Origin of the sequence: Limnohabitans sp. DCL3 (genome assembly GCF_048019295.1) — a bacterium.
Classification (GTDB): Bacteria; Pseudomonadota; Gammaproteobacteria; order Burkholderiales; family Burkholderiaceae_C; genus Limnohabitans_A.
The window spans coordinates 2,450,849-2,465,173 of the sequence record NZ_CP171842.1; the positions used below are offsets into that span (position 1 = coordinate 2,450,849).

The 14,325-nt window shown below is 65.4% G+C and carries 1 protein-coding gene (running past one end of the window); it reads right to left on the minus strand.

The features are described from left to right. Nucleotides 1-14,325, minus strand: the 3' portion of a protein-coding gene (locus ACHEXK_RS11145) for a hypothetical protein (RefSeq protein ID WP_416548987.1). Its footprint extends 56,931 nt past the window's final position; only the last 14,325 of its 71,256 coding nucleotides appear in the window; its start codon lies beyond the right edge, outside the window — the gene reads right to left on this strand; the stop codon is at nt 1-3.

Consider the following 14,325-nt stretch of genomic DNA (forward strand, 5'->3'; position numbering starts at 1 on the left):
TCACGGCTGAACCAAGTAGTCAAACAAGACCTCGTTGGAAGGCAGCAAACCGCTGCTGGCTGGCTGCAGGCCAGGCAGGCCCATCACAAAAGACGGATCCTCAGGCTCGGATGAGAGGCCGTAGGCCAAATCGCTGAGCAAGTCTTCGTCCTCGCTCACCAACTCGTTCAGCAAAATCCAGCCGTCTTGCAGCTTGTTGCCCAAGGTATCGGCCACCACGAAGGCGTGAACAGGACCTGCCAGATAAGACCGCGCCTGCACAGAGCTGGCCTGCGCGACAGGAGCAGGCCACACCGAGGACTGCAGCTGCTGCACAAAGCCAGCGCTGGGGTTGGCACCCACGGCCAAGTAGGACGCAGCCTGCAATGGATTGCCCGCCACTTCGCTCACTGGCAGCATCACGCGCTCTGGGGCTTGTCCAGTGACCAGCAGCTGAGCGTAGGCCTTTCCTTGGTCCATCAATCGGTAGTACACACCATCGGTTGTCAGTCCACGTGAAGACACACCCGATGGGGCCGATACCTGCAAGCGCTCGGACTCCACGCGCAACACACGGTCGCCGTCAGAGGCCTTGACCGCTTGGCCATAGCCAAACAGAGACACCGATTGTGCACTCACGCCCAGGTCCGGGTTAACGGTGTAGGTGTCGGACAGCACAATGCGTCCGCCTGCACTGTCCAGCGCCACGGCGCCCTGCAACCCATCCGCAGACGAGGTGTCAATGCGACTGACTTCAATGCCGTTCGCAGCCTTGACCGTGACCAAGGCACCTTCGCTGTGAATTTCGCTGTTCACGCCCATGCGCACTTGACCAGCACCGGCTTGCAGCGCGATGTTTGAGCCGTTGTCAGACAGCAGGTCGGCGTTGAGCTGCAAGTTGCCATCCAAAGCCACGAAGCGGGTGCTGCTGCCGATTTGCCACTGCGCGTTCTCGCTGGCTGCACCCAAGTGAACCTGCCCGCCAGCCATGACCACGCTGCCCGCTTGCTCCGACCACAAGGACGGCGAGCGCACGGTGGTTTGGGCACCAGATACACCCAGAGTGATGCTGGTGAAGCTGGCATCGACCATTTGCGAGGTGAGCAGATCAATCTGTTCGCCGCTCAGGTCAAAGTTTTGCGTCTGACCGTTGATCTGCGCTCCGCGCAACACCAAGGCACCCAGGCCGGCACCGTCTAAGGTGAGGTCGGTGTCCACCGTCAGGCTTTGCGTGCCCAACACCAAGGTGGCACCGGCCTGCAAGACCACGGTGTCAGAGCGGTCGCCAAAGGTGCCCAAAATCAACTTGCTGGCCAGCAAGGTGAGCTTGGCACCGGACTTGACCAAGATGGAGCCGTGCACCTCGAGCTCTCCACCCTCGATGGTGACTTCATAGGTGGTGTCGCCCTCAATGACCAGGTTGTCGCTGATGAACACATTGCCCGCTTGGCGCACATGGCCGCCACTGTGCACGGTGGTGGAGCCCGAGCCCAAGATGGTCAAGCCCTGACCATAGAGGTTGCCATCAATGTTGATGTGGCCGGCAGCCAGCTTGATGCCATTGCCATCCACCGCCACACCAGAAGCCACCAGGACCAGCGGGTCTTTGAAGACCAGCGGCTGCGACACGCCACCCACAATGGGTGAGCCCAGCCACAGCACTTGGGTGGGATCCTGGCTGCCGATGACGATGCGCTCAAAGCCATCGGCCAGCAGGTCAATTTCCGAGGCGTCCAAGTGCATGCCGGTTTGGCCTGTGGCGGCATCGCCCAGCACGATGGGTGCGCTCACAGGCAAATCGCTCAAACTGCCCACGGTTTGCACCACGCGGGCGGTGTCAATGGTCAGGTTGGCAATGGCCTGGGACTGCTTGGACAGGCTCAACTCCAGCGTGCCCGTGCCACTCAGCGGCGCGCCAATGCTGACGTCTGTGCCTTGGATGCGCACCGGCTGGTCGCCGTAGCTGACGCCTTGATCGCTCTGGGGCACCACAAACGCGCCTTCGCTGGCTTTGACGCCAATTTGACCCGTAACGGTGCTCACATTCGACACACTGGCGCCTGTTTGGCCCAGCACGCTCACATGGCCCTGTTCGGTGCGAATGATGCTGGTGGCCGACTGGCTAACGCCTCCGCTGACGGCCTGGATGTTCAACCCAGCGCTGCCCGTGAAGCTGAGCGCCGCATCCAACTGCATATCGCCTTGCACAGAAACGAGGCTGACTTGGCCAGCCGAGACAATACCGCTGCCGGACACGGACAGACCATCGGCCTCGTTGATGAAGGCACCACCTGCTCCCAGGGTCAAGCTCAGGGCCTGCACCTGAGTGTCCAAGGCATCGGTGGCGCTGCCCACGGCGCTGGCCGTGATGTTCAGACCCTGGGCCATGATGTCTGTGGTGTTGTCGCCATCCAGCACCATGCCCGCCACGTTCAGGCTCACGCTCTGACCGGCAGCTGTGATGCGCCCAACCGTCAAGTCGCCACTGACAACGGTCACACTCAGGCTGCCCTGAGCGGTGATGGACTGCAATTCGGCCCCGAGTCCCGTGGTCAGACCCAAGCGGCCCACGTTGGCTTGGGTCACGATCAGGGTGTTGGCTTCGTTCAAATCGCTGGCACCAGACACGTTGAGCGTCAAGCTGGCCACGTGGGTGTCCAGCGCGTCGCTGGCAACACCCACGCTGCCTGCGGTGATGTTCAGGGCATCGGCCGTGATGTCCACACCCGCATCACCGTCCAACACGGCGCCTGCGACGTTCAGACCCACGACTTGGCCTGTTGCCAGCACGTTGCCAACCGTCAAGTTACCCGACGTCAACACAACGCTGACGGCAGACCCAGAAACCAGGTTGTGCAGCACGGTATTGCCAGCCGCCGACAGTGACAAACTGCCCACGGTGGCGGTATTCAGCATCAAGCCACTGGCCTCGCTCAGCAGCGCTGCGCCACTGACCGTCAGGCTCAGATCGGCCACTTCGATGTCGAGTGCTGCGCCCTGCCCCACGCCGGCGGCGGTGACGGTCAAGCTCTGGGCTGTGAGGTCAAGACCTGCGCCACCATTGAGCACCTGGCCCGCCACATCCAGTGTGACGGCCTGACCAGCGGCGTTGACTGCGTTGAGGCTGAGGTTGCCAGCACTCACGGTGGCGAACATGCCATTCAAGGCGTTGACGTTGGACACGCTGGTTGCGCCCGCACTGATCAGACTCAACAGCCCAGATGTGGTGGCTTGGCTCACGCTCAAGCTACCGACGCTCACGGTCACGTTGGCCGTCTGAGCTTGCAAATTGTTCAAGCTGGTAGAACCTGCCGCGCTCAGGCTGAACAAGCCGGTGTTGGCGCTGACCACGTTCAAGGTGTTGGCTTCGTTCACATAGGCGGCGCCTGTGATGCTCAGCGTCAGGTTGGCCACGTCGGTGTCCAAGCTGTCGGTGCTGCTGCCCACGCTGGCGGCCGTGATGCTCAGCGAGTCGGCGGCGATGTCGGTGCCAGCGTCGCCGTCGAGCACTGCGCCCACGGTGCTCAAGCTCACGGCCTGGCTGTTGGCGCTCACGCTGCCCACGGTCAAGTCGCCAGCGCTCAGGCTCACCGTCAACGCACCGCTGGTGGTGACTTGGCTCAAGGTGGTAGAACCTGCCGCGCTCAGGCTGAACAAGCCGGTGTTGGCGCTGACCACGTTCAAGGTGTTGGCTTCGTTCACATAGGCGGCGCCTGTGATGCTCAGTGTCAGGTTGGCCACGTCGGTGTCCAAGCTGTCGGTGCTGCTGCCCACGCTGGCGGCCGTGATGCTCAGCGAGTCGGCGGCGATGTCGGTGCCAGCGTCGCCGTCGAGCACTGCGCCCACGGTGCTCAAGCTCACGGCCTGGCCGTTGGCGCTCACGCTGCCCACGGTCAAGTCGCCAGCGCTCAGGCTCACCGTCAACGCACCGCTGGTGGTGACTTGGCTCAAGGTGGTAGAACCTGCCGCGCTCAGGCTGAACAAGCCGGTGTTGGCGCTGACCACGTTCAAGGTGTTGGCTTCGTTCACATAGGCGGCGCCTGTGATGCTCAGCGTCAGGTTGGCCACGTCGGTGTCCAAGCTGTCGGTGCTGCTGCCCACGCTGGCGGCCGTGATGCTCAGCGAGTCGGCGGCGATGTCGGTGCCAGCGTCGCCGTCGAGCACTGCGCCCACGGTGCTCAAGCTCACGGCCTGGCCGTTGGCGCTCACGCTGCCCACGGTCAAGTCGCCAGCGCTCAGGCTCACCGTCAACGCACCGCTGGTGGTGACTTGGCTCAAGGTGGTGGCGCCTGCCGCGCTCAGGCTGAACAAGCCGGTGTTGGCGCTGACCACGTTCAAGGTGTTGGCTTCGTTCACATAGGCGGCGCCTGTGATGCTCAGTGTCAGGTTGGCCACGTCGGTGTCCAAGCTGTCGGTGCTGCTGCCCACGCTGGCGGCCGTGATGCTCAGCGAGTCGGCGGCGATGTCGGTGCCAGCGTCGCCGTCGAGCACTGCGCCCACGGTGCTCAAGCTCACGGCCTGGCTGTTGGCGCTCACGCTGCCCACGGTCAAGTCGCCAGCGCTCAGGCTCACCGTCAACGCACCGCTGGTGGTGACTTGGCTCAAGGTGGTAGAACCTGCCGCGCTCAGGCTGAACAAGCCGGTGTTGGCGCTGACCACGTTCAAGGTGTTGGCTTCGTTCACATAGGCGGCGCCTGTGATGCTCAGCGTCAGGTTGGCCACGTCGGTGTCCAAGCTGTCGGTGCTGCTGCCCACGCTGGCGGCCGTGATGCTCAGCGAGTCGGCGGCGATGTCGGTGCCAGCGTCGCCGTCGAGCACTGCGCCCACGGTGCTCAAGCTCACGGCCTGGCCGTTGGCGCTCACGCTGCCCACGGTCAAGTCGCCAGCGCTCAGGCTCACCGTCAACGCACCGCTGGTGGTGACTTGGCTCAAGGTGGTAGAACCTGCCGCGCTCAGGCTGAACAAGCCGGTGTTGGCGCTGACCACGTTCAAGGTGTTGGCTTCGTTCACATAGGCGGCGCCTGTGATGCTCAGCGTCAGGTTGGCCACAGCGGTGTCCAAGCTGTCGGTGCTGCTGCCCACGCTGGCGGCCGTGATGCTCAGCGAGTCGGCGGCGATGTCGGTGCCAGCGTCGCCGTCGAGCACTGCGCCCACGGTGCTCAAGCTCACGGCCTGGCTGTTGGCGCTCACGCTGCCCACGGTCAAGTCGCCAGCGCTCAGGCTCACCGTCAACGCACCGCTGGTGGTGACTTGGCTCAAGGTGGTGGCGCCTGCCGCGCTCAGGCTGAACAAGCCGGTGTTGGCGCTGACCACGTTCAAGGTGTTGGCTTCGTTCACATAGGCGGCGCCTGTGATGCTCAGCGTCAGGTTGGCCACAGCGGTGTCCAAGCTGTCGGTGCTGCTGCCCACGCTGGCGGCCGTGATGCTCAGCGAGTCGGCGGCGATGTCGGTGCCAGCGTCGCCGTCGAGCACTGCGCCCACGGTGCTCAAGCTCACGGCCTGGCCGTTGGCGCTCACGCTGCCCACGGTCAAGTCGCCAGCGCTCAGGCTCACCGTCAACGCACCGCTGGTGGTGACTTGGCTCAAGGTGGTGGCGCCTGCCGCGCTCAGGCTGAACAAGCCGGTGTTGGCGCTGACCACGTTCAAGGTGTTGGCTTCGTTCACATAGGCGGCGCCTGTGATGCTCAGCGTCAGGTTGGCCACGTCGGTGTCCAAGCTGTCGGTGCTGCTGCCCACGCTGGCGGCCGTGATGCTCAGCGAGTCGGCGGCGATGTCGGTGCCAGCGTCGCCGTCGAGCACTGCGCCCACGGTGCTCAAGCTCACGGCCTGGCTGTTGGCGCTCACGCTGCCCACGGTCAAGTCGCCAGCGCTCAGGCTCACCGTCAACGCACCGCTGGTGGTGACTTGGCTCAAGGTGGTAGAACCTGCCGCGCTCAGGCTGAACAAGCCGGTGTTGGCGCTGACCACGTTCAAGGTGTTGGCTTCGTTCACATAGGCGGCGCCTGTGATGCTCAGCGTCAGGTTGGCCACGTCGGTGTCCAAGCTGTCGGTGCTGCTGCCCACGCTGGCGGCCGTGATGCTCAGCGAGTCGGCGGCGATGTCGGTGCCAGCGTCGCCGTCGAGCACTGCGCCCACGGTGCTCAAGCTCACGGCCTGGCTGTTGGCGCTCACGCTGCCCACGGTCAAGTCGCCAGCGCTCAGGCTCACCGTCAACGCACCGCTGGTGGTGACTTGGCTCAAGGTGGTAGAACCTGCCGCGCTCAGGCTGAACAAGCCGGTGTTGGCGCTGACCACGTTCAAGGTGTTGGCTTCGTTCACATAGGCGGCGCCTGTGATGCTCAGTGTCAGGTTGGCCACGTCGGTGTCCAAGCTGTCGGTGCTGCTGCCCACGCTGGCGGCCGTGATGCTCAGCGAGTCGGCGGCGATGTCGGTGCCAGCGTCGCCGTCGAGCACTGCGCCCACGGTGCTCAAGCTCACGGCCTGGCCGTTGGCGCTCACGCTGCCCACGGTCAAGTCGCCAGCGCTCAGGCTCACCGTCAACGCACCGCTGGTGGTGACTTGGCTCAAGGTGGTAGAACCTGCCGCGCTCAGGCTGAACAAGCCGGTGTTGGCGCTGACCACGTTCAAGGTGTTGGCTTCGTTCACATAGGCGGCGCCTGTGATGCTCAGCGTCAGGTTGGCCACGTCGGTGTCCAAGCTGTCGGTGCTGCTGCCCACGCTGGCGGCCGTGATGCTCAGCGAGTCGGCGGCGATGTCGGTGCCAGCGTCGCCGTCGAGCACTGCGCCCACGGTGCTCAAGCTCACGGCCTGGCTGTTGGCGCTCACGCTGCCCACGGTCAAGTCGCCAGCGCTCAGGCTCACCGTCAACGCACCGCTGGTGGTGACTTGGCTCAAGGTGGTGGCGCCTGCCGCGCTCAGGCTGAACAAGCCGGTGTTGGCGCTGACCACGTTCAAGGTGTTGGCTTCGTTCACATAGGCGGCGCCTGTGATGCTCAGTGTCAGGTTGGCCACGTCGGTGTCCAAGCTGTCGGTGCTGCTGCCCACGCTGGCGGCCGTGATGCTCAGCGAGTCGGCGGCGATGTCGGTGCCAGCGTCGCCGTCGAGCACTGCGCCCACGGTGCTCAAGCTCACGGCCTGGCTGTTGGCGCTCACGCTGCCCACGGTCAAGTCGCCAGCGCTCAGGCTCACCGTCAACGCACCGCTGGTGGTGACTTGGCTCAAGGTGGTAGAACCTGCCGCGCTCAGGCTGAACAAGCCGGTGTTGGCGCTGACCACGTTCAAGGTGTTGGCTTCGTTCACATAGGCGGCGCCTGTGATGCTCAGCGTCAGGTTGGCCACGTCGGTGTCCAAGCTGTCGGTGCTGCTGCCCACGCTGGCGGCCGTGATGCTCAGCGAGTCGGCGGCGATGTCGGTGCCAGCGTCGCCGTCGAGCACTGCGCCCACGGTGCTCAAGCTCACGGCCTGGCCGTTGGCGCTCACGCTGCCCACGGTCAAGTCGCCAGCGCTCAGGCTCACCGTCAACGCACCGCTGGTGGTGACTTGGCTCAAGGTGGTAGAACCTGCCGCGCTCAGGCTGAACAAGCCGGTGTTGGCGCTGACCACGTTCAAGGTGTTGGCTTCGTTCACATAGGCGGCGCCTGTGATGCTCAGCGTCAGGTTGGCCACAGCGGTGTCCAAGCTGTCGGTGCTGCTGCCCACGCTGGCGGCCGTGATGCTCAGCGAGTCGGCGGCGATGTCGGTGCCAGCGTCGCCGTCGAGCACTGCGCCCACGGTGCTCAAGCTCACGGCCTGGCTGTTGGCGCTCACGCTGCCCACGGTCAAGTCGCCAGCGCTCAGGCTCACCGTCAACGCACCGCTGGTGGTGACTTGGCTCAAGGTGGTGGCGCCTGCCGCGCTCAGGCTGAACAAGCCGGTGTTGGCGCTGACCACGTTCAAGGTGTTGGCTTCGTTCACATAGGCGGCGCCTGTGATGCTCAGCGTCAGGTTGGCCACAGCGGTGTCCAAGCTGTCGGTGCTGCTGCCCACGCTGGCGGCCGTGATGCTCAGCGAGTCGGCGGCGATGTCGGTGCCAGCGTCGCCGTCGAGCACTGCGCCCACGGTGCTCAAGCTCACGGCCTGGCCGTTGGCGCTCACGCTGCCCACGGTCAAGTCGCCAGCGCTCAGGCTCACCGTCAACGCACCGCTGGTGGTGACTTGGCTCAAGGTGGTGGCGCCTGCCGCGCTCAGGCTGAACAAGCCGGTGTTGGCGCTGACCACGTTCAAGGTGTTGGCTTCGTTCACATAGGCGGCGCCTGTGATGCTCAGCGTCAGGTTGGCCACGTCGGTGTCCAAGCTGTCGGTGCTGCTGCCCACGCTGGCGGCCGTGATGCTCAGCGAGTCGGCGGCGATGTCGGTGCCAGCGTCGCCGTCGAGCACTGCGCCCACGGTGCTCAAGCTCACGGCCTGGCTGTTGGCGCTCACGCTGCCCACGGTCAAGTCGCCAGCGCTCAGGCTCACCGTCAACGCACCGCTGGTGGTGACTTGGCTCAAGGTGGTAGAACCTGCCGCGCTCAGGCTGAACAAGCCGGTGTTGGCGCTGACCACGTTCAAGGTGTTGGCTTCGTTCACATAGGCGGCGCCTGTGATGCTCAGCGTCAGGTTGGCCACGTCGGTGTCCAAGCTGTCGGTGCTGCTGCCCACGCTGGCGGCCGTGATGCTCAGCGAGTCGGCGGCGATGTCGGTGCCAGCGTCGCCGTCGAGCACTGCGCCCACGGTGCTCAAGCTCACGGCCTGGCTGTTGGCGCTCACGCTGCCCACGGTCAAGTCGCCAGCGCTCAGGCTCACCGTCAACGCACCGCTGGTGGTGACTTGGCTCAAGGTGGTGGCGCCTGCCGCGCTCAGGCTGAACAAGCCGGTGTTGGCGCTGACCACGTTCAAGGTGTTGGCTTCGTTCACATAGGCGGCGCCTGTGATGCTCAGCGTCAGGTTGGCCACGTCGGTGTCCAAGCTGTCGGTGCTGCTGCCCACGCTGGCGGCCGTGATGCTCAGCGAGTCGGCGGCGATGTCGGTGCCAGCGTCGCCGTCGAGCACTGCGCCCACGGTGCTCAAGCTCACGGCCTGGCTGTTGGCGCTCACGCTGCCCACGGTCAAGTCGCCAGCGCTCAGGCTCACCGTCAACGCACCGCTGGTGGTGACTTGGCTCAAGGTGGTAGAACCTGCCGCGCTCAGGCTGAACAAGCCGGTGTTGGCGCTGACCACGTTCAAGGTGTTGGCTTCGTTCACATAGGCGGCGCCTGTGATGCTCAGCGTCAGGTTGGCCACGTCGGTGTCCAAGCTGTCGGTGCTGCTGCCCACGCTGGCGGCCGTGATGCTCAGCGAGTCGGCGGCGATGTCGGTGCCAGCGTCGCCGTCGAGCACTGCGCCCACGGTGCTCAAGCTCACGGCCTGGCCGTTGGCGCTCACGCTGCCCACGGTCAAGTCGCCAGCGCTCAGGCTCACCGTCAACGCACCGCTGGTGGTGACTTGGCTCAAGGTGGTGGCGCCTGCCGCGCTCAGGCTGAACAAGCCGGTGTTGGCGCTGACCACGTTCAAGGTGTTGGCTTCGTTCACATAGGCGGCGCCTGTGATGCTCAGCGTCAGGTTGGCCACGTCGGTGTCCAAGCTGTCGGTGCTGCTGCCCACGCTGGCGGCCGTGATGCTCAGCGAGTCGGCGGCGATGTCGGTGCCAGCGTCGCCGTCGAGCACTGCGCCCACGGTGCTCAAGCTCACGGCCTGGCTGTTGGCGCTCACGCTGCCCACGGTCAAGTCGCCAGCGCTCAGGCTCACCGTCAACGCACCGCTGGTGGTGACTTGGCTCAAGGTGGTGGCGCCTGCCGCGCTCAGGCTGAACAAGCCGGTGTTGGCGCTGACCACGTTCAAGGTGTTGGCTTCGTTCACATAGGCGGCGCCTGTGATGCTCAGCGTCAGGTTGGCCACAGCGGTGTCCAAGCTGTCGGTGCTGCTGCCCACGCTGGCGGCCGTGATGCTCAGCGAGTCGGCGGCGATGTCGGTGCCAGCGTCGCCGTCGAGCACTGCGCCCACGGTGCTCAAGCTCACGGCCTGGCCGTTGGCGCTCACGCTGCCCACGGTCAAGTCGCCAGCGCTCAGGCTCACCGTCAACGCACCGCTGGTGGTGACTTGGCTCAAGGTGGTGGCGCCTGCCGCGCTCAGGCTGAACAAGCCGGTGTTGGCGCTGACCACGTTCAAGGTGTTGGCTTCGTTCACATAGGCGGCGCCTGTGATGCTCAGCGTCAGGTTGGCCACAGCGGTGTCCAAGCTGTCGGTGCTGCTGCCCACGCTGGCGGCCGTGATGCTCAGCGAGTCGGCGGCGATGTCGGTGCCAGCGTCGCCGTCGAGCACTGCGCCCACGGTGCTCAAGCTCACGGCCTGGCTGTTGGCGCTCACGCTGCCCACGGTCAAGTCGCCAGCGCTCAGGCTCACCGTCAACGCACCGCTGGTGGTGACTTGGCTCAAGGTGGTGGCGCCTGCCGCGCTCAGGCTGAACAAGCCGGTGTTGGCGCTGACCACGTTCAAGGTGTTGGCTTCGTTCACATAGGCGGCGCCTGTGATGCTCAGCGTCAGGTTGGCCACAGCGGTGTCCAAGCTGTCGGTGCTGCTGCCCACGCTGGCGGCCGTGATGCTCAGCGAGTCGGCGGCGATGTCGGTGCCAGCGTCGCCGTCGAGCACTGCGCCCACGGTGCTCAAGCTCACGGCCTGGCCGTTGGCGCTCACGCTGCCCACGGTCAAGTCGCCAGCGCTCAGGCTCACCGTCAACGCACCGCTGGTGGTGACTTGGCTCAAGGTGGTGGCGCCTGCCGCGCTCAGGCTGAACAAGCCGGTGTTGGCGCTGACCACGTTCAAGGTGTTGGCTTCGTTCACATAGGCGGCGCCTGTGATGCTCAGCGTCAGGTTGGCCACGTCGGTGTCCAAGCTGTCGGTGCTGCTGCCCACGCTGGCGGCCGTGATGCTCAGCGAGTCGGCGGCGATGTCGGTGCCAGCGTCGCCGTCGAGCACTGCGCCCACGGTGCTCAAGCTCACGGCCTGGCTGTTGGCGCTCACGCTGCCCACGGTCAAGTCGCCAGCGCTCAGGCTCACCGTCAACGCACCGCTGGTGGTGACTTGGCTCAAGGTGGTAGAACCTGCCGCGCTCAGGCTGAACAAGCCGGTGTTGGCGCTGACCACGTTCAAGGTGTTGGCTTCGTTCACATAGGCGGCGCCTGTGATGCTCAGCGTCAGGTTGGCCACAGCGGTGTCCAAGCTGTCGGTGCTGCTGCCCACGCTGGCGGCCGTGATGCTCAGCGAGTCGGCGGCGATGTCGGTGCCAGCGTCGCCGTCGAGCACTGCGCCCACGGTGCTCAAGCTCACGGCCTGGCTGTTGGCGCTCACGCTGCCCACGGTCAAGTCGCCAGCGCTCAGGCTCACCGTCAACGCACCGCTGGTGGTGACTTGGCTCAAGGTGGTAGAACCTGCCGCGCTCAGGCTGAACAAGCCGGTGTTGGCGCTGACCACGTTCAAGGTGTTGGCTTCGTTCACATAGGCGGCGCCTGTGATGCTCAGCGTCAGGTTGGCCACAGCGGTGTCCAAGCTGTCGGTGCTGCTGCCCACGCTGGCGGCCGTGATGCTCAGCGAGTCGGCGGCGATGTCGGTGCCAGCGTCGCCGTCGAGCACTGCGCCCACGGTGCTCAAGCTCACGGCCTGGCTGTTGGCGCTCACGCTGCCCACGGTCAAGTCGCCAGCGCTCAGGCTCACCGTCAACGCACCGCTGGTGGTGACTTGGCTCAAGGTGGTGGCGCCTGCCGCGCTCAGGCTGAACAAGCCGGTGTTGGCGCTGACCACGTTCAAGGTGTTGGCTTCGTTCACATAGGCGGCGCCTGTGATGCTCAGTGTCAGGTTGGCCACGTCGGTGTCCAAGCTGTCGGTGCTGCTGCCCACGCTGGCGGCCGTGATGCTCAGCGAGTCGGCGGCGATGTCGGTGCCAGCGTCGCCGTCGAGCACTGCGCCCACGGTGCTCAAGCTCACGGCCTGGCTGTTGGCGCTCACGCTGCCCACGGTCAAGTCGCCAGCGCTCAGGCTCACCGTCAACGCACCGCTGGTGGTGACTTGGCTCAAGGTGGTGGCGCCTGCCGCGCTCAGGCTGAACAAGCCGGTGTTGGCGCTGACCACGTTCAAGGTGTTGGCTTCGTTCACATAGGCGGCGCCTGTGATGCTCAGCGTCAGGTTGGCCACGTCGGTGTCCAAGCTGTCGGTGCTGCTGCCCACGCTGGCGGCCGTGATGCTCAGCGAGTCGGCGGCGATGTCGGTGCCAGCGTCGCCGTCGAGCACTGCGCCCACGGTGCTCAAGCTCACGGCCTGGCCGTTGGCGCTCACGCTGCCCACGGTCAAGTCGCCAGCGCTCAGGCTCACCGTCAACGCACCGCTGGTGGTGACTTGGCTCAAGGTGGTAGAACCTGCCGCGCTCAGGCTGAACAAGCCGGTGTTGGCGCTGACCACGTTCAAGGTGTTGGCTTCGTTCACATAGGCGGCGCCTGTGATGCTCAGCGTCAGGTTGGCCACAGCGGTGTCCAAGCTGTCGGTGCTGCTGCCCACGCTGGCGGCCGTGATGCTCAGCGAGTCGGCGGCGATGTCGGTGCCAGCGTCGCCGTCGAGCACTGCGCCCACGGTGCTCAAGCTCACGGCCTGGCTGTTGGCGCTCACGCTGCCCACGGTCAAGTCGCCAGCGCTCAGGCTCACCGTCAACGCACCGCTGGTGGTGACTTGGCTCAAGGTGGTAGAACCTGCCGCGCTCAGGCTGAACAAGCCGGTGTTGGCGCTGACCACGTTCAAGGTGTTGGCTTCGTTCACATAGGCGGCGCCTGTGATGCTCAGCGTCAGGTTGGCCACAGCGGTGTCCAAGCTGTCGGTGCTGCTGCCCACGCTGGCGGCCGTGATGCTCAGCGAGTCGGCGGCGATGTCGGTGCCAGCGTCGCCGTCGAGCACTGCGCCCACGGTGCTCAAGCTCACGGCCTGGCTGTTGGCGCTCACGCTGCCCACGGTCAAGTCGCCAGCGCTCAGGCTCACCGTCAACGCACCGCTGGTGGTGACTTGGCTCAAGGTGGTGGCGCCTGCCGCGCTCAGGCTGAACAAGCCGGTGTTGGCGCTGACCACGTTCAAGGTGTTGGCTTCGTTCACATAGGCGGCGCCTGTGATGCTCAGTGTCAGGTTGGCCACGTCGGTGTCCAAGCTGTCGGTGCTGCTGCCCACGCTGGCGGCCGTGATGCTCAGCGAGTCGGCGGCGATGTCGGTGCCAGCGTCGCCGTCGAGCACTGCGCCCACGGTGCTCAAGCTCACGGCCTGGCTGTTGGCGCTCACGCTGCCCACGGTCAAGTCGCCAGCGCTCAGGCTCACCGTCAACGCACCGCTGGTGGTGACTTGGCTCAAGGTGGTAGAACCTGCCGCGCTCAGGCTGAACAAGCCGGTGTTGGCGCTGACCACGTTCAAGGTGTTGGCTTCGTTCACATAGGCGGCGCCTGTGATGCTCAGCGTCAGGTTGGCCACAGCGGTGTCCAAGCTGTCGGTGCTGCTGCCCACGCTGGCGGCCGTGATGCTCAGCGAGTCGGCGGCGATGTCGGTGCCAGCGTCGCCGTCGAGCACTGCGCCCACGGTGCTCAAGCTCACGGCCTGGCCGTTGGCGCTCACGCTGCCCACGGTCAAGTCGCCAGCGCTCAGGCTCACCGTCAACGCACCGCTGGTGGTGACTTGGCTCAAGGTGGTAGAACCTGCCGCGCTCAGGCTGAACAAGCCGGTGTTGGCGCTGACCACGTTCAAGGTGTTGGCTTCGTTCACATAGGCGGCGCCTGTGATGCTCAGCGTCAGGTTGGCCACGTCGGTGTCCAAGCTGTCGGTGCTGCTGCCCACGCTGGCGGCCGTGATGCTCAGCGAGTCGGCGGCGATGTCGGTGCCAGCGTCGCCGTCGAGCACTGCGCCCACGGTGCTCAAGCTCACGGCCTGGCCGTTGGCGCTCACGCTGCCCACGGTCAAGTCGCCAGCGCTCAGGCTCACCGTCAACGCACCGCTGGTGGTGACTTGGCTCAAGGTGGTGGCGCCTGCCGCGCTCAGGCTGAACAAGCCGGTGTTGGCGCTGACCACGTTCAAGGTGTTGGCTTCGTTCACATAGGCGGCGCCTGTGATGCTCAGCGTCAGGTTGGCCACGTCGGTGTCCAGCGCCTGGACGCTGCTGCCCAGTGTCGCCACGGTGATGTCCAGACCCAAACCACTCACGTCTGTGGACGTGCTGCCGTCGATCAGAGCGCCGCCCACGTTCAAAGTCACGTTGCCGGCACTGGCTTGCAG